This window comes from Providencia sp. wls1922, from assembly GCF_009706505.1.
Classification (GTDB): domain Bacteria; phylum Pseudomonadota; class Gammaproteobacteria; order Enterobacterales; family Enterobacteriaceae; genus Providencia; species Providencia lanzhouensis.
In genome coordinates, this window is the sequence record NZ_WLUG01000080.1 from 1 (window position 1) to 18,646 (window position 18,646).

Below are 18,646 nucleotides of genomic sequence, written 5' to 3' on the forward strand. Positions count from 1 at the left end.
TATTCTATTGTAAGAAAATATCTATATATTAATTGGTTATACTATCTGTTGCTTATGAAAAGACTATCTGGTAACAGAGAAAAAAGGAATACGTTATGGCTGACGTAATATAAAAGAAGGATTAGGAAGAAAAATTCAGTAACGGGTATTTTTCCCAGATTTTCTTGAACCACGGAGTAAATTTTTCAGGATGAGTACTGATTTCTTGGGCTAAAGTTTCAAGGCTAATCCAGCAGGTAGCACTGACTTCTTCAGGATTAGGAATGACTTGATTGTCATAGTAGCCCACAAATAGGTGGTCATACTCATGCTCAATTAGCCCGCCATTCACATCAGCTTTATAAATAAACTCACCAACATGAGTTAATGAAGTTGAAAACCCGAGTTCTTCTGTTAAGCGGCGTAAAGCTGCATCATGGGTATCTTCTTGCGGCCTTGGATGGCTACAGCAGGAATTTGCCCACTGCCCAGCGGAATGATATTTATGAAATGCGCGTTGTTGAATGAGTAATTCGTTCTTACGGTTATAAATAAAGATAGAAAATGCACGATGTAGGCAACCTTGCTGATGAGCAAGTAGTTTTGGCATGCTACCAATTGGCGTGTCTTGTTCATTAACTAAAATAAGTTGTTCTTCTATCATAAGGATAATCTGTATCAGTAAGAGTCAAAAGCAAGCTTATTATAACTGGAAAAAAATGACTTGTAGATTAGAGCTATTAATAGCCCTTGCTAATTTATACAGTGAGATTGATAAGTGCACTCATAGCTAGATGAATCAATCATTTAGCTATGAATGAAGACGGTATGATGAAAAAATATTATTTTTGTTGGAGCACCCAGACAGCAGCTTCGACTCTAGATTTTAGATTTAGTTTTTTAAGTAAATGTTTTACATGTACTTTTACTGTGCTCTCTGCGATATCTAAATTTCGAGCGATCATTTTATTTGATAATCCTTGAGCGATAAGCTCTAAAATGTCGGATTCTCGTGGTGTTAGTGCGATTGCATCGCTTTCATTTTGTGATTGGTTTTCTCTTAATGATTCAGCAAGGACAGAGGTTAATGTCGGGCTAACCACCATTTTTCCACTTGCGGCTTCTTTGAGTGCGATAATCAGTTCTTCAGGCTCCATATCTTTTAGCAAATAACCATCAGCACCTCGCTTAAGCGCACTGATCAAATCATCACTATAATTCGATACGGTAAAGAGAATAATTCTGCCTGAGAGTTCACGTTTTCTGAGTTCATCTAGGGTTTCAAAGCCATTCATTCCAGGCATATTGAGATCTAAAAGGATCAGGTCAGGATCTTGCTCTTCTGCTATCTGAATACCTGTTTTTCCATCTCCAGCTTCACCGATAACTTTAAGTGAAGGCTCTAAGCTAATCAGCTGTTTTACACCATTTCGGAGCATTGGGTGATCATCAATAAGTAGGATCGTTGATTTTTCGGTCATTATATTTTTAGTCTCCATGAATGATTTGATCCGGTGTTCTAAATATCAGATGTTTTAGATGTCAGATAAGGGGAATGTGACTTTCACTTCGGTTCCCCCTCCGGCACGTTGAGTAATGTAGCACTCGCCATTCAGGCTAAGTGCTCTTTCTCTCATAATAATGAGGCCATAATGGTTAAGTTTATTTGGATTGTCATCAATACCATTACCATTATCATCAATTGTAATGGTGACAGTGCCTCTATGTTGGCTTAATGAAACTTTAGCCCAAGTTGCATTAGCATGCTTCAGAATATTACTTAGTGCTTCTCGAATTATTTGTATTATGTGGATAGATTGGTGTGGTGAGATACTTTTCGCTGGAATTTCATAATGAAGCTGAATATTAAAGCCAATACGCCCACTAAATTCACCTAAAGTACTTTTGAGTGAAGGTAATAGACCTGATTCAGTGAGTTTCAAGCGGAAAGTCGTTAATAATTCCCGTAACTGGCTGTATGCAGTATTAATTTCTGTACGCATCTCATTGAGCAAATGTAGAGTTGTTTCTGGTAATGGTTCTGGTTGCATTTGCAGATAGCTAATTTGCATTTTTAAACATGAGAGTGATTGTGCGATAGAGTCATGAAGCTCTCTAGCAATAGCGGCACGTTCATCCATGATTAGCAGCTGCTGCTGTTGCTCTATCTGTTGCTCCATGGTGAGCATACCTGAAATCTGTTTCGCTAGCATAAGAACCAATCTGTTTTTTTCATCAGAAAATGGTTGTTTTTGCTCAATTTCACCAATAATTACACCATATCGGTGCATGTTATCAGAGAGATCCCACTGTAACGTTTGATATTCTTTTGCTGGATCATTGTGTAATGGATGCTGATTAGTGGAAGATAGCTTTGTTTTATCTATTTCGAGATTGGTCGTGGCATAAGAGATTTCATGAAAATATTGTTCATTGCTATCTTCATATAATTTGAGGCGCAAGTTCTCTAGCTGCGTAATGTTTTTCAGCTCGGCGAGAACTTTTTGTAATCTTGAATAAAGCGTTTCCGATGAGTGTAATATTTGATTTGATTGATAAAGATATGACAAAACTCGGTTTTTAGCGAGTAAGTCCGCGGTTTTTTCGGCCACACGTTCTTCGAGTTGGTGGTAACTTTGCGCCAGCTCATCAGACATATGATTGAGGGTTTCACCTAGGGCATTGAGCTCATCTTGCTTATTATTCTTCATGGGATAGCGCTGAGTAAAGTCTTTACGCCCAATAGCATTAACCATAGAAAGCAGTTTCATCCATGGGTAATAAATTTTTCGTCTTAAATGCCAGATTGTTCCCATCAACAGTAAAAAGACTAAGCTAATAAAAATCAGCTGAGTCATTGCAACGTAAGCGATTTTTTTCTCAGTTTTATCATCAATGTTATGAACTAACTCATTGAGCATATTAACAAAAGTAATGACTTCATAACGGGCATCATCAGGTGAAGATGCTTTTGTGAGTGCGGGTCTTAAAGTGTTTAGCCAAAATTCATGTATTTTATTAAATTCAGGTGTAAGGTTTTCAATTTTAACCACTTGGGTGAGTTCGGGGCTGAGTAAGTCTTTCTCTAATTCATCAAGATAATTCTGACTATGCTGGTTTATGGGCGTTAAAGAAAGTAGGCGGTAACTTTGCATGCGCAAGGAACCTGATGTGTTAATGGCATGAGCATTGCCTTGTACACTGATGATCATACGGTTGGAAATTGTCATACCGATAATGCCTAAAACAGCAATAAGTAGCATTAACCCAATAACCTGGTTGATGATCGAAAATCGTCGGTAAAGTGTCGGCATTCTCTCTTTTTCCTGATACAAAATAAACTGACTATTACCATAATGTATTTAAGGATATTAGTCAGTTTTTAGCTTTATTTTGTTTTTTTAAATCGAGCAAAAAAGTTAATAATGAAAACAATAAGTAAACCGATAACTAGACCAAAAATTAAATTAAGAATGGAAGGAGTCAAAAATTGTAGTGTATTACCAACAACACCGATGCTGCCTGTCTTTTCTGCCATTTTTTCGATCCATAAATGCAGATAGGTAATTCCGTGAGTGAGTATCCCCCCTCCGACCATAAACATCGCGGCCGTTCCTACAACAGATAATGTTTTCATTAAATAAGGGGTTACATAAATTAACCCATTACCGCATTTACGCAGCAAAGTAGAGGCTTTTTTCTGTAGATAGAAGCCTAAGTCATCTAGTTTGACTATACCAGCAACTAATCCATACACCCCGACAGTCATGACAATGGCAATAATTGATAAAACTGCAAATTGGTTTAGGAGCGTTGTTGAAGAAACGATACCTAAAGTAATAGCGATAATTTCCGCCGATAAAACAAAATCAGTACGGATTGCACCTTTAATTTTTTGTTTTTCAAATGCCGCTATTTCTTGTTCTGAACGCTGAGCTTCTCGTGCTGCTTCTGATGGTGAGATTTCATGTTTGTGTAGATACTTATGGGCAAGTTTTTCAGCGCCTTCAAAGCAGAGATATGCGCCTCCAATCATTAATAATGGTGTGACTGCCCACGGAATGAAAGCGCTAATCAGTAATGCTAGTGGGACTAAAATGAGTTTGTTGATGAATGAGCCCTTTGCGACAGCCAAGACGACAGGGATCTCTCTTTCAGCGCGAACGCCTGTGACTTGTTGCGCATTTAAAGCGAGGTCATCACCCAGAACACCAGATGTTTTTTTTGCCGCCATTTTTGTCATCACGGACACATCATCTAAAACTGCTGCAATATCATCTAATAAGGCAAGTAAGCTACTTCCAGCCACAGGAGGATCCTTTTGTTAAGGTGAGGTATAATTGACATTTCTTAGGTAAGATAAGTCAAAATTAGTTCACAGCGATTTGATAATTTGAGTAATAATCGGGATAGGTAAAGTTGCTCTTATCATAACAGCTTTGATTTGATTATGAATTTTTCATGAAAAACAAGAATATATTTTGTCATTATCATCATTTTTAATGAGCGTAAGGTTAATCCATGTCCCTTCAGCCTGTATTGAGTATCGTTGTTGCTGTTTATAACGGCGAAAAGTTTTTACCCCATTTTTTTGACAGCTTAATTGCCCAAAAGCTCGAAAACTGGGAACTGATCGTTGTGAACGATGGTTCAACAGATGATAGCGAATCAGTCATTCGTCAATACGAAGATAAGTTTGAGAATTTCAAAGTACTCACTCAGGAAAACGGTGGCGTTTCCGTTGCGCGTAATACCGGAATGGCTGTCGCAACAGGGAAATACATCACTTTCCCTGATATTGATGATGAAATTGATGCCAGAATGTATGGTCGTTTATTAGAGATTGCCTTAGTGGGGGATCTGGACGTAGCAACTTGCAATGGTACTTATGTGTACACCAATGGGGATGCGCCAAAAGCTATTTTTCCGCCAAATAAAGTGCCTTCTACTGGCGTGATCACGGGCCCTCAATGGCTGCAAATTGGCTTGAGCTCTCGTAAATTTCTCCATGTAACTTGGTTGAATCTGTATCGCTTGTCATTAATTAGAGAACACAATTTTTCCTTTGAACCAAGATTACACCATCAAGATATTCCTTGGACTACCGAAATGCTGCTCGTTGCTAAACGAGTGCAGTTTATCAATGAACAATATTATGAATATCTGATCCATAACCAATCCGTTTCTCACTCTTTAACCGGAGATGAGCGCTCAGTACGTAAGATCAATACCTATCTGAAGATCTTAGATATGTTGATGGATATCTATAAGCGCCATCCTGAAGAAGTGAAACAAGCACCGGCTTGCTTATGGCAAGTGGGGAAAGAAGGCTTAGGGGTTGTTTTAGCGCTATTAGCCATCAAGTCACCGGAAACGCAAAAGCAGATGGTTCAGCTGTTTTTCGATAAAGGTTACTGGGATATTGTTTGGAAGCATGCCACAACGCTGAAATTAAAGTGGCGTTTGATCCGTCGTTACAGCAAATTGAAGGCCATTATCAATAAATAGTTCTCTAGCAGCCTTTCGGGGCTGCTCTCTTTTATTACTTCTGTACTTTCTTCGATCCCCTTCAACTTATTAAATAATTGATAAAATATTATTAATATCCATAGCATATATTGTGATTTAATTAACATATTAATAACAAAAAAATTGAGCTTCCTCTCAGAATATGGTCTTTATAGGGTTATAGTTCGCCTGAATATACACGGTGATAAATTATTAATAAGTTAATGAGTGAGGGCTGAATGGATCATTATCTGCATAAATTACCTGACCTTATTGACTCCGTGGCAACCAACCAGTTTTACCCCAATTTGTTGTCATGGCTGTCCTCTTTTGTGGTCTTTGATAACGCCATTATTTATGCCTTTGAAAAAGAAGGTGCGCCGCGTTTTCTGTCGAAAGTTGAGAAGCGCAATAGTGACAGTATCAATCGTATTTATCAGCGTGGCGCTTATCTGATGGATCCTTTCTATCAAGAACTACAAAAAGGTGGCAGCTCGAAGGTGCTGACATTGAAAGAAGTTGCACCGAAAGGGTTTTATCATACTGATTATTATCTTAACTTTTATCGTAAGACCGGTTGGTGCGATGAGGCGGGGCTGTTGCTGGAGCTATCGGCCGATAAACAATTAGGTATTTTCTTTGGTAATGAAGACCAGCCTTTTCTTTCAGACGAAAATAAACAAGCCTCATTAAAAGAAGCCTTTGATATTATTCGAAGTATCGCTCGATTACATAAGGAAGTCGTGCCTAACTCAGTATCCAGCCATTACCGTAATACTGACTTACAAACTTGCTTTGGTTTGACGCCAAGAGAGTGTGAGGTCGTTGAATTAATTTTGGAAGGTAAAGGCTCCCCACAAATTGCCGAGGCGCTGTTTATTAGCTTGGGTACTGTCAAAAATCACCGCAAGAATATCTATCAAAAATTAGAGATTAACTCTCAAGTTGAATTGTTTAATTTATTAATGACTCCAATAAAACAGTAATTGAGTAGAGTTAGTGTATTTCTTGTATATATCAGATGGTTAAACTAGACAACCTTGATAAAGTTTTATTTTTCAATTAGTTGTATTTGTCTCTTAGCAATGAAATACTCCTTGCCTTCATCCTTTACTAAAATATGTAATAATTTCTATTAATATAATAATAAATATTTATCCTTTTGAATTAAAACATAAAAGGTTTAAATTGATTTAATCTTATTTATAAGTAAATATTGTATCCACGTCACAAATGTTAACTTTATGTTTCGAATGTCCCTAAAGGGCTATGTAACTGTTAATGATTGGTTAAGATAATCAAGGTTATTGCAAGATACTAGATAGGGTATCCATTATGAATAACCAAGTAGAATCATTAACTTATTACTCAGCAACCAAAAAATATGATCTGCGTTTCCCAACTTTGAAAGAAGACATTGATGTGGATGTCGTGATCATCGGTGGTGGATTCTCAGGGATTAATACAGCATTAGAATTGTGTGAAAAGGGAATTACCAACATTGCTATCTTGGAAGGTCGCCATCTTGGTTATGGCGGTACAGGACGTAACGGTGGGCAAGTGATGGCTGGTATTGGTCATGACCTCGATGCGATTAAAAAACACGTTGGTTCTGAAGGTTTAGAAACGATTTTTAAACTGAGCAACATGGGCGCGGGGATCATGCGTGACCGTATCGCCAAATACAATATTGATGCGGATTTTTGCCATGGTTATGCCTACTTAGGTAGTAACAAGCGCCAAGAAAAAACATTGCGCAGTTGGCTTGCAGATTTTAAAGCCGTCGCGCCAGATGAAGAAATTGAATTTTATACAGGTTCAGATTTAAAGCAGATTATCGGATCTGACGCTTATACATGTGGAATCAAACACATGGGAGGCGGACATGTTCATTCACTTAACCTGTTACTGGGGGAAGCGAAAGCGGTGAGTGAATATGGCGCAAAAATTTTTGAAAACAGCCAAGTTTTGAATGTTGAGTACGGCGATACAGTAACGGTTCGTACCGCGATGGGTTCCGTGAAAGCGAAAAAAATGTTGTGGGCGTGCGATGGCTTCTTGAATGGTCTTGAGCCGACGTTATACCCAAAAACAATTAACACCTATGCTTATCAGTTAATGACGGAAGAGCTTTCCGATGAATTAATTGAACGCATTAGCCCAATTCGCGGGGCATACAGCGATATTCGCCCAGTCATCGATTACTACCGTGTAACAAACGAAAATCGCCTGCTATTTGGTAGCTCGACGTACTTTTTAGAATACATTCCATCCGACTTGAAAGAGTGGAACCGCAAATTGATGCTGAATGTTTTCCCATACCTGAAAGACGTCAAAATCGAGCTGGCATGGGGAGGGCCAATGGCGTGTAGTGCTAACTTATTCCCGCAAATTGGCACGATCCCTGGTCATAAAAACGTGTTCTACGTACAAGGCTATTCAGGCTTTGGTGTTACGCCAAGCCAGATCGTGTGTAAGGTGCTTGCTGAGGGAATGGTTGAAGGTTCCAGCCGCTATGACCTGATGAGTTCGATTCCTCATGCTGACATTATGGGGAAAGACAGCATGCGTAATGCCATTGTGTCACTTGCCAAGTGTTGGCATCAGTTATCAGGATATTGGCAAGGTCGCCGCTAAGTTTTCCTAAATTTAATGTCCATTTTTGATTTTATTACATAAGAGAAGGTAAGAAAGATGATCAGCCCATTACTGTTAAACAAAGCACTTCCTGAATTACTGAACATTGGTAGCGTGAGCAATTTAGGTTCTGTGGTTGTTGAAGGTGATCCACAAGCAAGCGTGGCGATGATCCACGGAGAGCCAACAGATAATCTGACTTGCGGTATTTTTGCTTGTACAACAGGTAAATTTAAGATGGTTTACCCATTTGATGAAATGGCAACTGTCCATGAAGGTTCGGTGAAATTAACCGACGTAAAAACAGGCGTCACCGTGGAATACCATAAAGGCGACTCTTGGTTTGCAGCCAAAGGCACTGAAGTACTTTGGGAAATCAGCGCACCACGTTTTGTAAAACACTATTTAGCCTGCGTGAATGCGTAATTCGATAAATTAACGAGGTGGAGATAACGATGAGTGAGTTAACCCTGTTACCAGAAGTTAGAGAATTCTTGAACCGTCAACACGGTCATTTTATTAATGGATTGCCTGTTTCTGGCAAGGGAGATGCTTATTTTGAAGTCGTGAATCCAGCCACCGAGCAAGTGATTGCGAAAGTGAAAGAAGGAACTTGCGAAGAAGTTGATGCAGCGATGAATGCGGCATATGCCGCATTTAAAGGCTCATGGGCAAATACCACGCCGATGGAACGAGGCAACTGTTTGAATCGTTTAGCGGATTTGCTCGAAAAACACTTAGAAGAATTAGCGCAATTAGAAACCTTAAGTTCTGGGAAAACCATTCAGTTATCACGCTTTCTGGAAGTAGGTTCAGCGGCACAGTTTTTACGTTATTTTGCGGGCTGGGCAACTAAAATTAGCGGTGAAACCCTGAATGTTTCTTTGCCATCATTTAATGGCGAAAAATACTCGGCATTTACCCAGCGTGAGCCTGTCGGGGTGGTTGCTGGGATTATCCCATGGAACTTCTCCATTATGATTTCCATTTGGAAATTAGCGGCTGCATTGACATGTGGCTGCACGATTGTACTGAAGCCAAGTGAGTTTACCCCTCTGACCATGTTGCGCGTGGCTGAATTAGCCAAAGAAGCGGGTATTCCTGATGGTGTAATCAATATTGTAAATGGTGGTGGTCGCGAAGTGGGACCTGCTTTAATTAGCCATGAACTTTGTTCGAAAGTGACCTTTACAGGCTCAGTGCCGACTGGATTGGCGGTAGGGCGCTCAGCGATGGAAGGCAAACTGACTCGCGTCACATTAGAATTGGGTGGTAAAAATGGTGCAGCATTCTTAGCGGATTTATCCGTGGATAAGATTGTGAGCGGCATCATTGAAGCGGGTTATTTAAACCAAGGGCAAATCTGTGCAGCGGCAGAGCGTTTCTATATTCCATCTAAATTGATGGATACGGTTCTGGAAGCGCTAAAAACGCGTTTATCGGCAATGAAGGTTGGCTCGCCATTGGATGAAACCACAGAAATGGGACCATTAGCCAATAAAGCTCATTACGATAAGATCTTAAGCCTATTTGAAAAAGCACGCCAAGATGGCAGTGAAATTGTCTATGGTGGGCAGCCAATTGCTGGTGCGGGTTACTTTGTTCCGCCTACGATTATCCGAGCAAATGGCCCAGATGATGTGTTAATGAAAGAAGAGACATTTGGTCCTATCGGCACTTTCTTGGCTTATGATGATGAAGATGAGCTGATTACGATGATGAATAGCACGCCATTTGGCTTGGCTGCGAGCGTATGGACAAATGATCTTAGTAAAGCAATGCGCATGGTCTCACAAATTGAAGCTGGAACTGTTTGGGTGAATATGCACACCTTCCTCGACCCAGCAGTACCTTTCGGTGGTATTAAGTCCTCTGGAATTGGTCGTGAATTTGGTAGTGCATTCATCGAGCACTACACTGAATTAAAGTCCGTCATGGTGCGTTATTAGAGCGTTAGTGGTTTTGTTTTTTCTGTAAAGCAACAGTTTTCCCGGCCAATGCGCCGGGATTTTTTATAAAATTTTATCTTGGCGCAGTATAAATCCGGAGGAAACTAATTCTGTCCGGTTGCTCACATTGGCTTTGGTAAAAATATTGCGTAGATGGGTTTTTACAGTGGAAAGCGAAACACCCAACAGCAGCGCAATACGCTTATTACTGGCGCCTTCTCGCACTAAATGAATAATTTCTTGCTCTTTCGGGGTATAGGAAACCAGAGAATCGGGTCGCACATCAAATGTCATAAGCTCCGCAATTGGTAAGATTGCATTGAGCCTAATCACCTCTTCCGGCGTAAATGGCGTATCGCGTAGCACGGAAATTCCCGCCACAATCTTATTTTTACGGCGAATAAAAATCTCTGCCATATCTGCGATATGGTTTGGCTGCATAAAATCATGGAAGAAGGTTTGATCGTGCTGACGCATTTCCACTGGCATCTTCACTAAACGGAGATCCTCACCACGAAAATGGTCGGGATGTAGAGGGTCGTGCTGGGAAAAGGCAGAGAGATACTCTTCATGCATACGTGCAGAAATTCCATATAGTACATGGTTTTCTGGCTGCCAGTGCTCATTTACTAGATAATAAACCGCCGCAGAAATAGGAATGATATGGGCAATTGTATTTAGGCAGCAGTCGATTAAGCCCTGTTGACTCTCACTAAATAGCGGTTGAACCATCATCATACCCCATCAAAATATACAGCTTACTATCATGCAATTTAATTCGATTAACATAAAATAAACATGTTAATAACGTGAGCGTGGTTACACTATTTAAAACTTGTTTTTTATCGTTTAAAGGGAGTTTACTGCCTTTGGGTATCTTTCGTAGTGTGTTTGTTAATATGTTAATGAGGTTGTTTTTTACTAACCATTGATATTTCAATGATTATTATATTATTTGAGTTTTAAAAGGGTACTTTTCGTTTTAGGCTCTGTGTGCTCCCCTCTCTCTGGGTATCGTTCTAAAGGACGATGGCGAGATGTTTAGGCTTATTTCTATAGTGAGAATGCAGTCACTTCATTTTTACAAAAAATTCACAATTTGGGCTGTGAGCAGAGAGAGGGAAGCAAAATGAATTTATCCTCAAAATTAACATCACACATTGAAAAAGGTAAGGTTGGCTTTCCAACAACGCTCGCTAGTTCGGTTGGCGTGATTATGGCAAGCCCTGTGATCCTCACTGTAACCAGTGGTTTTGGGATCGGCGGTGATACTTTTGCCTTAGCTGTTTTACTGAGCTTTATCATGATGCAGGCTCAATTAACCACATTCTCCGAAGCGGCGGCAATTTTACCGACCTCCGGTTCTGTTTACGACTATATCTCCTGCGGTATGGGGCGCTTTTGGGCGATTACAGGGGCACTGTCTGCCTATCTGATAGTTCACGTTTTTGCAGGTACAGCAGAGACCATTTTGTCCGGTATTATGGCGTTAGTGAACTTTGAAAGCTTGAATACAGTGCTGGAAACTAATAACTCCTCTTGGATGGTGGGGGTTGGTTTAGTTGTGGCATTCGGCTTATTGAATGCATTTGGTATCGAAGCTTTCGGCAAAGTGGAAGTGGTGCTCACTTTTGCAATGTGGAGCACGTTGGTGATTTTCAGTATTTGTGGGCTGCTAATGCCATTCCATGTTTCCGCAGAAGGCTGGTTTGGTCAAGGGCTGAATATTTCTGACCCGACCCTTGTTCTTAGCTTTGTGGGAATGGCGATGTTTATGTTTGTCGGCTGTGAATTAGTGACACCGATGGCGCCGGAAATTAAAAATTCAGCCAAAGTGATCCCGCGTGCGATGGCGATTGGTTTATGTGGCGTGGCATTCTGTATGTTCCTGTTTGGTGCGGCACTGACAAACCAAGTCGAAAACGTGATTGTTGACCCTCAAAATGGTGTGAGCCTATTAGAAACACCGATGGCTATTCCTGCGTTTGCTGGGCAAATTATGGGTGACTTCGGTAAATACTGGATTGGAATCGCCTTATTGCTGGCGGGTGGGGCAACTATCAATACATTGATGGCGGCAGTTCCACGCATTCTTTACGGCATGGCATTAGATGGTGCATTACCAAAAGTGTTCGCTTATTTACACCCTCGCTTTAAAACGCCAGTGTTTGGTATTTTAGTGGCGGTGATGATCCCATGTTTACACGCATTTGCTATCCAAGGGGATTTAGATCGCATTATCCCGTTGGTGCTGGCGGCTGTGTGTTCGTGGGGAACGGCGTACTTATTAGTGACGATTTCTGTGGTGCTATTGCGTATTCGTCGCCCTGATTTACATCGTGCTTATCGCTCACCATTCTTCCCTATCCCTCAAATTATTTCGAGTGTGGGGATTATTCTAGCGATTGTTTACATCACGCCGCCGGGCATGAATAAAGCGGACGTGTATATTCCATTTGCCATTATGTTGGGATTAACTGCGAGTTATGCATTAGGTTGGACCGTGTTAGTGCAGAAAGTGAATCCATTTAAGCCCGTTCCGGTTGAACAAGTATTGTCCAACTCATTTGACGATGACAATGCAGAGGAGGTGGAACTTGAGCCTTTACGTAACCTTGCCTAAGTCACCATGGTGGAAAAGGTTAACTCAAAAACGCCTCCCGACAGGGTATCAAGCGGGGTTAACTTTAAATCGGATTGAGAAAGATATCGCTCCTTATGTTTGTGAGTGGGGGGCGCCTGGAGTGTTGCTCATCCAATTGCCTCAAGGTATTAAAGTGGAAGTGACTGAGCGTGTGAAAACCTTGTTTATGGCGTTTATTGTGCATAGTCGCTTTGCAGTTTCGGGAAAATGTGACAGTGCGCTGGTGGCACAGATTGATGTGAAAACAGCAGGGTCAGCGCGGAAAAAACACGTTCAGTTCACGACCCAACAAACGGAAGGGAAATTTTTGGTCGAAAGCTTAGAGCAGTACCCCGTGATCCGCCAAACTTTCGAAGAGCTAGATTTCACTCACTGTCATATTGCTGTCAAAAATGGCGTTTGGCGTTGCGAAATTGAGCCTTACACCGCTTCTGAAATGGTTAGTCGGCTCCCTGCTGCTCGGCGTTATTTACGTTTGACTGATCAGCAGCGACATCGCTTATTAAGCGCACTACAGCTGATTTCTCAACTCATGAGCCAACAAACACCTCATCAATAATTTTTTCTCATCGATAACGCCCTGATTGGGCGTTTCGCTTTTATGATTGTTATGTTTATGGCTGCTATGTTTATGACAATCATCTTTATATCGACATAAAACCGTCATTCAACTGTCATCTGGCTGCTCTAGCATGCTGGTCAATTATTCGAAGTATATTCACTCTTCTTTTTATTGATTGGCAAGGATAAAAGTTATGACAGGTAATTTTATGAAATCTATGTTAGCCGTCGCTGTAAGTACGTTAATTTTAGGAACTGCAATCCCCGCTTATGCCGCGGATAAAAATGATGCAGTTTCAGAAAGTCGCGCTGCAAAAGGGGATATCACTAAGTTTGGTGGTGCTCGCCGTTTATCGACTGAACAGACGGATATCATGAAAGCGGCACTGCATAATGGTCAAGCAAAGAACGTCATTTTATTTATCGGCGATGGTATGGGGGATTCTGAAATTACCGTCGCACGTAACTATGCTGAAGGGGCTGGCGGTTTCTTTAAAGGAATCGATGCATTGCCAATCACTGGACAATACACCCATTACGCATTAGATAAGAAAACACAAAAACCAGACTATGTAACTGATTCTGCGGCATCTGCAACAGCATGGTCATCCGGTGTGAAAACCTATAACGGCGCTTTAGGGATTGATGTATTCGGTAAAGACCATGACACATTGATTGAAATTGCGAAACGTAATGGTAAAGCAACGGGTAACGTGACGACATCTGAAATCCAAGATGCAACGCCAGCGGCTCAGTTTTCTCATGTGACGGGGCGTAAATGTTACGGTCCTGAAGAGACCAGTGAAAAGTGTGCAACCAATGCGCTGGAAAATGGCGGTCGTGGTTCTATCTCTGAACAGTTAATGATCACCCGTGCCGATGTCACATTAGGTGGTGGTGCGAAAAGCTTTAAGCAGGAAGCTAAAGCGGGTGATTACAAAGGGAAAACCTTGGAAAAACAAGCGGAAGAGCGTGGATTCACTATCGTCCGTGATGCTAAGTCACTCGATGCAATCAAAGAAGCAAACCAAGATAAACCTGTGTTAGGTCTGTTCCATGATGGCAACATGACCGTGGCGTGGGAAGGCCCAAAAGCTACTTATCACGGTAACTTAAATAACGCAGCATTAGAGTGTAAACCGAATTCTAAGTTAGACCCGAATGCACCGACATTAGCGCAAATGACTGAAAAAGCGATTGATTTATTGAAAGTAAATCCGAATGGCTTCTTCTTACAAGTTGAAAGCGCTTCTATCGATAAGCAGGATCATAAAGCGAATCCATGTGGTCAAATCGGTGAGACTGTCTCGCTGGATCAAGCGGTACAAGTGGGATTAGATTTCGCTAAGAAGCACGGTGATACACTGGTTATCGTGACCGCTGACCACTCGCATTCTAGTCAAATTATTCCAGACGGAACTAAATCATCAGGCTTAACTCAAGCGCTGATTACTAAAGATGGTACCGTGATGACCGTAAACTACGGTAACTCTGAAGAAGAAGATTCACAGGAGCATACAGGTGCTCAGCTACGTGTTGCGGCCTATGGTCCACACGCCGCGAACGTGATGGGTCTGACTGACCAAACCGATTTGTTCTTTACCATGCGCGATGCGATGGGATTGAAGCAATAAACCAACCCCTGTAGTTAAAAGTTCTCTGCGGTAGGATGCTACAGAGAACTTTTTTGTTTATAAAGTCCAATAAATCCTCATTAAGTTTCCTTCTTCATGCCCTGATTTCTTTTTGATTGTGTAGCCTGTATGCTCTCTATGTATCCGATTTATATAGCCTTTATACAAGCATTAAGAGACCAATAAAAATGAGAATAACACGCGAGCTCACGCGGGATGAGATCCCAAATGTGTGGTCGATTGATAGAACTGAATTGATTGAACACCTTTATCTTCACCAACAAGGAGAGTTAGTTCTTTCTGCTCAACGCTTTGATATGAAAGGTTGGCCGGAAGGTGAAACCGATGCATACACCCCGCATTTGCTGGAAAGTTATGATAATGGCGCTGTTTTCTTTGGTATTTTTGATGATGAAAAACTGATCGCCGCAGCGAGTTTAGATAATGTATGGCGAGGGGAAAATCAGGATCTGTTACAGCTCTCTTTTCTTCATGTTAGTTACCAATATCGTGGTGAAGGGCTGGGCGGCCAGCTTTTCAAACTATGTCAGCAGAGGGCGTTGGAGAAAGGCGCTGGTGGATTGTATGTTTCTGCAACCCCCTCCGAAAATACGGTGCATTTTTATCAATATATGGGCTGTGAACTACTCGAAAAGCCTGATCCTGTGCTGTTTGCGCTAGAGCCTGAAGATATTCACTTTATTTGTATTTTTGAGTGATGTTTTTACCGTGGGGGAAATATTTTCCTCACAAAAATTTGATTGATTTTTATAGAAACGCAGATATGATTGATAATCATTATCATCTTTAGCGAAATTATAGACTAATTATGAGTTAGCTAAAGACTCGTTAGCTATAAATGGGAGGCGTTATGGGAACTAGCGTATCAAAAGCAACAGGGTTGCGGCGTATTGGCGCTGGTTTGTGGGGCGTCTTCGCGGTGGTGTTACTGAGTATTATGTATTTGCTGAGCAATATGGGGTTTGATCCACTGAAAGTGGCAATGATCACCTTGATGATTGCGACGGCAGGCATGCTGTTTAATCGTGGCTCACGGCGTTTACTCATTATTCCAGCAGTAATGTCTTTAGGCTGCTTCTTGCTGATTTTTATTATGCGAAGCTAAGATTGTTTAAACGATATTTAGGTTAGGAATGTTGGTGGGCGAATGGCTATCGAGGATTGAACCTTTGAAGATTGAATTCTTGAAGATTAAGGTTACGAATCATTAACAGTGGTGCGAAAGGGGGGACTTGAACCCCCACGTCCATAGGACACTAACACCTGAAGCTAGCGCGTCTACCAATTCCGCCACCCTCGCAAATACTGTCAAAATTCTTTCTATTGATACTTGTGTATATCATGCTCAATACATAGATAACTATGTGATACGGATAGCGAAGAGCAGTCAACGCATAGATAATTGAAATTATGAAGAGTAAGTGGTGCGAAAGGGGGGACTTGAACCCCCACGTCCAAAGGACACTAACACCTGAAGCTAGCGCGTCTACCAATTCCGCCACCCTCGCAATACTAACTCTTTTGCATAATTGCTCATGCATCAATAGTACGGTGCGGATTTTAGGCTAATTTGCGCAGACGTCAATAAATTTTTATCCGCGTAATTTTGTTTGATGAAAAAACGGTCAACTTAGAAAGTTGACCGTTAGAAACAAAATCGACAATGAGATAATTTCGTCGTTTTAGCGCTTAATGGCTTCGTAAACTTTGAATTTACCTGTCTTAGCCAGAACCACATGACCGCCAAACGCTTTATCCAGTAAGTCAGGATAAGGTAAAAATGCATTCGCCACGATCCGTAAGCGCCCACCTTTTTTCAGGTATTTAGGGGCTTGGAAAATAAGCGTTTCTACCGCGTTATAACTGGTGTTGATCCCATCATGGAACGGCGGGTTAGAAATGATCCAATCAAATTTATCATCAAGATCGGAATAAACGTCGCTTGGGATCACTTTTCCGGTCAGGTTGTTGGCCGCTAATGTTGCTGTAGCTGAATCAATCGCGGATGCGCTGACATCACTCAGGGTTAAGGTGACATCTGGATTTTGTGAGCCGATAACCGCGGCGAGTACGCCGTTACCGCAAGCCAGATCAAGCACATTACCGCTCATTGGCTCAGTCAATGTGGAGAGCAGTAAATCACTGCCGATATCTAACTCGTTATGGCTGAATACACCTGGAAGTGCATGAATTTTCACATTATCAACCTGATAGTTACGCCACCAGCGCTTAATATCAAATTCGGTTGGTTGCTCTAATTCACCGTAATAGAGCCCACAGCGGCGTGCGGAATCAATTTTTTGCAGTGTCGCAATCCCTTCCATTATCGCTTCGGCACTTTTTACGCCGCTGCGGTTTTCGCCGACGATAAAAATTTGGCTGCCAGCAGCAAGATGGGTACATAAATCATCAAGTTGGAACGCGGCTTCTTGTTTGTTCTTAGACCAAAAGTAAATTAAGGTGTCGCAAGGTTTAACGAATTCCGCGGTTGCTGTTGAAGCAAACAGAACATTTTCACCCAATGCCGGCTGTAAGTTTTTCCAGCGATGGTACTGGTTAGTGAGCACGCGCACGCTGGCGGCTTCTAAAATTGCACCCAGTTCATCCTGAATATCGCCTGCCAAAAGAACATGACGATCGGTAAAGTGCTCTAAATGGCGTTGAATAACTTCGCTGGCGGGTGTCAGTAATGACATATTCTGTCTATCTCCTAAAATGAATATAACCACGCGGACTACCTTACCAGAAAAAAGATAAATAGCATTGCTGTTGGCGCTATTAATCCCCTTTGATAAGATGTGGTTGTTAACTAACGACTGGGTAAAGCAATGACACGACGTGACAGACTTTTAGAACAAATGGGGATCACTCAATGGATGGTGAGAAATCCGACTGTGTTACGTGGTGAACGTGGTGTACGCATTCCTGAGTCGACTAAGCTTATTATTATCACTGATGAGAACCTTGATTTAAACAGCCAGCTGTTAAAAGATATTTTTCTCACAATGAAGATCGATGAGATTGACGTTGTGTGCATTAATTCCGATCAGCTCAAACTCATTCCAACACCAATAACAATACCTTGTTGGGTGATAGGGGATGGCATTCATCCCGAAGGTTCAAAAGTCACATTTCTTTCTCCTGTTTTGTCTGAACTGATAGCAAGCAGCAATGCTAAACAGGCACTATGGAAACAAATTTATCAATATGATGAAAATTTCAACACTCAAGCAATCTGATCTCGCGACAGCCTTCTTAATTGAAAAGTTAAGTCATGATTTTCCATGGACTGAGCGAGTTTTTTATGGAAACCAAGGTGAAAAATACCATAATCTAAAAATATCAGTTAATAATCAAATTGTTGGGTATGCAATAACTCAGTATGTATTAGATGAAGCTACGCTGTTCAATATTGCTATTCACCCTGATTTTCAAGGACATGGCTATGGACGAATGCTATTAGAAAGATTAATTCACGATCTTGTTAATCGAGGGGTTTCAACGCTGTGGTTGGAAGTGAGAGAGTCTAACGCTTCAGCCATTCATCTGTATGATAAACTTGGTTTTCAACAGGCGACAGTACGTAAAGACTATTATCCGACGAAAACGGGTCGAGAAGATGCGTTAGTACTGGCATTAACCTTGTTCAGCGAAGACATGTTTAGCCAAAAAGCGTAATACATTTTTCTAAAGAAAAACCACGGTAGCCTGAA

18 protein-coding genes and 2 tRNA genes are annotated in these 18,646 nt (G+C 41.3%); 12 read left to right on the plus strand and 8 right to left on the minus strand.

Going from position 1 to position 18,646, the window contains the following annotated elements; all coding sequences use genetic code 11:
- Nucleotides 1-121 precede the first annotated feature (121 nt).
- The 4 genes from idi to GKR71_RS07860 form a co-directional block, all read right to left on the minus strand.
- Complete coding sequence (idi, locus tag GKR71_RS07845; protein WP_154599534.1) at nt 122-643, minus strand: isopentenyl-diphosphate Delta-isomerase; 522 nt, start codon at nt 641-643, stop codon at nt 122-124.
- A gap of 178 nt (nt 644-821) precedes the next feature.
- Nucleotides 822-1,460, minus strand: a complete 639-nt coding sequence (gene narL / locus GKR71_RS07850) for a two-component system response regulator NarL (RefSeq protein ID WP_036950165.1) — start codon at nt 1,458-1,460, stop codon at nt 822-824.
- A gap of 54 nt (nt 1,461-1,514) precedes the next feature.
- Entirely contained in the window at nt 1,515-3,293 is a 1,779-nt protein-coding gene (gene narX, locus GKR71_RS07855) for a nitrate/nitrite two-component system sensor histidine kinase NarX (protein WP_108479617.1), read from the minus strand.
- A 74-nt stretch (nt 3,294-3,367) separates the two neighbouring features.
- The gene (locus tag GKR71_RS07860; RefSeq protein ID WP_036950169.1) at nt 3,368-4,288 is read right to left on the minus strand and encodes a DUF808 domain-containing protein; all 921 of its coding nucleotides are present in this window, start codon (nt 4,286-4,288) and stop codon (nt 3,368-3,370) included.
- Nucleotides 4,289-4,500: 212 nt separating this feature from the next.
- Here GKR71_RS07860 and GKR71_RS07865 point away from each other — a divergent pair, with 212 nt between their 5' ends.
- From GKR71_RS07865 to GKR71_RS07885, 5 genes are all read left to right on the plus strand, one after another.
- On the plus strand, nt 4,501-5,487 hold the full coding sequence (locus GKR71_RS07865; protein ID WP_036950171.1) for a glycosyltransferase: 987 nt from the start codon (nt 4,501-4,503) through the stop codon (nt 5,485-5,487).
- Nucleotides 5,488-5,726: 239 nt separating this feature from the next.
- Complete coding sequence (locus tag GKR71_RS07870) at nt 5,727-6,473, plus strand: helix-turn-helix transcriptional regulator (protein WP_036950174.1); 747 nt, start codon at nt 5,727-5,729, stop codon at nt 6,471-6,473.
- Between the two features lie 349 nt (nt 6,474-6,822).
- Entirely contained in the window at nt 6,823-8,124 is a 1,302-nt protein-coding gene (locus GKR71_RS07875) for an NAD(P)/FAD-dependent oxidoreductase (protein ID WP_036950176.1), read from the plus strand.
- 57 nt (nt 8,125-8,181) lie between these two features.
- The gene (locus GKR71_RS07880) at nt 8,182-8,550 is read left to right on the plus strand and encodes a cupin domain-containing protein (RefSeq protein WP_036950178.1); all 369 of its coding nucleotides are present in this window, start codon (nt 8,182-8,184) and stop codon (nt 8,548-8,550) included.
- A gap of 29 nt (nt 8,551-8,579) precedes the next feature.
- Nucleotides 8,580-10,073: an aldehyde dehydrogenase family protein gene (locus GKR71_RS07885; RefSeq protein WP_154599533.1), complete on the plus strand. Its 1,494-nt coding sequence runs from the start codon at nt 8,580-8,582 to the stop codon at nt 10,071-10,073.
- Between the two features lie 63 nt (nt 10,074-10,136).
- On the opposite strand, the gene GKR71_RS07890 is transcribed toward GKR71_RS07885, so the two are convergent.
- The gene (locus tag GKR71_RS07890) at nt 10,137-10,805 is read right to left on the minus strand and encodes a helix-turn-helix transcriptional regulator (protein ID WP_132496283.1); all 669 of its coding nucleotides are present in this window, start codon (nt 10,803-10,805) and stop codon (nt 10,137-10,139) included.
- 397 nt (nt 10,806-11,202) lie between these two features.
- Here GKR71_RS07890 and GKR71_RS07895 point away from each other — a divergent pair, with 397 nt between their 5' ends.
- The 5 genes from GKR71_RS07895 to GKR71_RS07915 all read left to right on the plus strand — a co-directional run bounded on the left by GKR71_RS07895 (nt 11,203) and on the right by GKR71_RS07915 (nt 16,038).
- On the plus strand, nt 11,203-12,696 hold the full coding sequence (locus tag GKR71_RS07895) for an APC family permease (protein ID WP_036950184.1): 1,494 nt from the start codon (nt 11,203-11,205) through the stop codon (nt 12,694-12,696).
- A complete protein-coding gene (locus GKR71_RS07900; protein WP_230083374.1) occupies nt 12,671-13,276 on the plus strand; it encodes a DUF3156 family protein in 606 nt (201 codons plus the stop codon). Before GKR71_RS07895 ends, GKR71_RS07900 begins: the two co-directional genes overlap by 26 nt.
- A gap of 196 nt (nt 13,277-13,472) precedes the next feature.
- Complete coding sequence (gene phoA, locus GKR71_RS07905) at nt 13,473-14,912, plus strand: alkaline phosphatase (protein ID WP_036950188.1); 1,440 nt, start codon at nt 13,473-13,475, stop codon at nt 14,910-14,912.
- 188 nt (nt 14,913-15,100) lie between these two features.
- Nucleotides 15,101-15,631 carry a GNAT family N-acetyltransferase gene (locus GKR71_RS07910; RefSeq protein WP_036950191.1) on the plus strand — a complete coding sequence of 177 codons (531 nt, stop codon included), beginning with the start codon at nt 15,101-15,103 and terminating at the stop codon, nt 15,629-15,631.
- 152 nt (nt 15,632-15,783) lie between these two features.
- The gene (locus GKR71_RS07915; RefSeq protein ID WP_036950193.1) at nt 15,784-16,038 is read left to right on the plus strand and encodes a DUF1435 family protein; all 255 of its coding nucleotides are present in this window, start codon (nt 15,784-15,786) and stop codon (nt 16,036-16,038) included.
- Between the two features lie 109 nt (nt 16,039-16,147).
- On the opposite strand, the gene GKR71_RS07920 is transcribed toward GKR71_RS07915, so the two are convergent.
- The 3 genes from GKR71_RS07920 to rsmC all read right to left on the minus strand — a co-directional run bounded on the left by GKR71_RS07920 (nt 16,148) and on the right by rsmC (nt 17,629).
- A tRNA-Leu gene (locus tag GKR71_RS07920) sits at nt 16,148-16,233 on the minus strand.
- A gap of 122 nt (nt 16,234-16,355) precedes the next feature.
- Nucleotides 16,356-16,441: transfer RNA gene (locus tag GKR71_RS07925), tRNA-Leu, on the minus strand.
- 174 nt (nt 16,442-16,615) lie between these two features.
- Nucleotides 16,616-17,629 carry a 16S rRNA (guanine(1207)-N(2))-methyltransferase RsmC gene (rsmC, locus tag GKR71_RS07930; RefSeq protein WP_154599532.1) on the minus strand — a complete coding sequence of 338 codons (1,014 nt, stop codon included), beginning with the start codon at nt 17,627-17,629 and terminating at the stop codon, nt 16,616-16,618.
- A 132-nt stretch (nt 17,630-17,761) separates the two neighbouring features.
- On the opposite strand from rsmC, the gene GKR71_RS07935 reads away from it, so the two are divergent.
- Both GKR71_RS07935 and rimI read left to right on the plus strand, forming a co-directional pair.
- Entirely contained in the window at nt 17,762-18,172 is a 411-nt protein-coding gene (locus tag GKR71_RS07935) for a DNA polymerase III subunit psi (protein ID WP_036950197.1), read from the plus strand.
- The gene (gene rimI, locus GKR71_RS07940) at nt 18,141-18,611 is read left to right on the plus strand and encodes a ribosomal protein S18-alanine N-acetyltransferase (protein WP_154634107.1); all 471 of its coding nucleotides are present in this window, start codon (nt 18,141-18,143) and stop codon (nt 18,609-18,611) included. The genes GKR71_RS07935 and rimI overlap by 32 nt, the downstream gene beginning before the upstream one ends.
- Nucleotides 18,612-18,646 lie beyond the last annotated feature (35 nt).

What these genes read in the sequence shown, in the direction of transcription:
- idi (WP_154599534.1), bottom strand. Translation starts at nt 643, where the DNA reads ATGATAGAAGAACAACTTATTTTAGTTAATGAACAAGACACGCCAATT.
- narL (WP_036950165.1), bottom strand. Translation starts at nt 1,460, where the DNA reads ATGACCGAAAAATCAACGATCCTACTTATTGATGATCACCCAATGCTC.
- narX (WP_108479617.1), bottom strand. Translation starts at nt 3,293, where the DNA reads ATGCCGACACTTTACCGACGATTTTCGATCATCAACCAGGTTATTGGG.
- GKR71_RS07865 (WP_036950171.1), top strand. Translation starts at nt 4,501, where the DNA reads ATGTCCCTTCAGCCTGTATTGAGTATCGTTGTTGCTGTTTATAACGGC.
- GKR71_RS07870 (WP_036950174.1), top strand. Translation starts at nt 5,727, where the DNA reads ATGGATCATTATCTGCATAAATTACCTGACCTTATTGACTCCGTGGCA.
- GKR71_RS07875 (WP_036950176.1), top strand. Translation starts at nt 6,823, where the DNA reads ATGAATAACCAAGTAGAATCATTAACTTATTACTCAGCAACCAAAAAA.
- GKR71_RS07880 (WP_036950178.1), top strand. Translation starts at nt 8,182, where the DNA reads ATGATCAGCCCATTACTGTTAAACAAAGCACTTCCTGAATTACTGAAC.
- GKR71_RS07885 (WP_154599533.1), top strand. Translation starts at nt 8,580, where the DNA reads ATGAGTGAGTTAACCCTGTTACCAGAAGTTAGAGAATTCTTGAACCGT.
- GKR71_RS07890 (WP_132496283.1), bottom strand. Translation starts at nt 10,805, where the DNA reads ATGGTTCAACCGCTATTTAGTGAGAGTCAACAGGGCTTAATCGACTGC.
- GKR71_RS07895 (WP_036950184.1), top strand. Translation starts at nt 11,203, where the DNA reads ATGAATTTATCCTCAAAATTAACATCACACATTGAAAAAGGTAAGGTT.
- phoA (WP_036950188.1), top strand. Translation starts at nt 13,473, where the DNA reads ATGACAGGTAATTTTATGAAATCTATGTTAGCCGTCGCTGTAAGTACG.
- GKR71_RS07910 (WP_036950191.1), top strand. Translation starts at nt 15,101, where the DNA reads ATGAGAATAACACGCGAGCTCACGCGGGATGAGATCCCAAATGTGTGG.
- GKR71_RS07915 (WP_036950193.1), top strand. Translation starts at nt 15,784, where the DNA reads ATGGGAACTAGCGTATCAAAAGCAACAGGGTTGCGGCGTATTGGCGCT.
- rsmC (WP_154599532.1), bottom strand. Translation starts at nt 17,629, where the DNA reads ATGTCATTACTGACACCCGCCAGCGAAGTTATTCAACGCCATTTAGAG.
- GKR71_RS07935 (WP_036950197.1), top strand. Translation starts at nt 17,762, where the DNA reads ATGACACGACGTGACAGACTTTTAGAACAAATGGGGATCACTCAATGG.
- rimI (WP_154634107.1), top strand. Translation starts at nt 18,141, where the DNA reads ATGATGAAAATTTCAACACTCAAGCAATCTGATCTCGCGACAGCCTTC.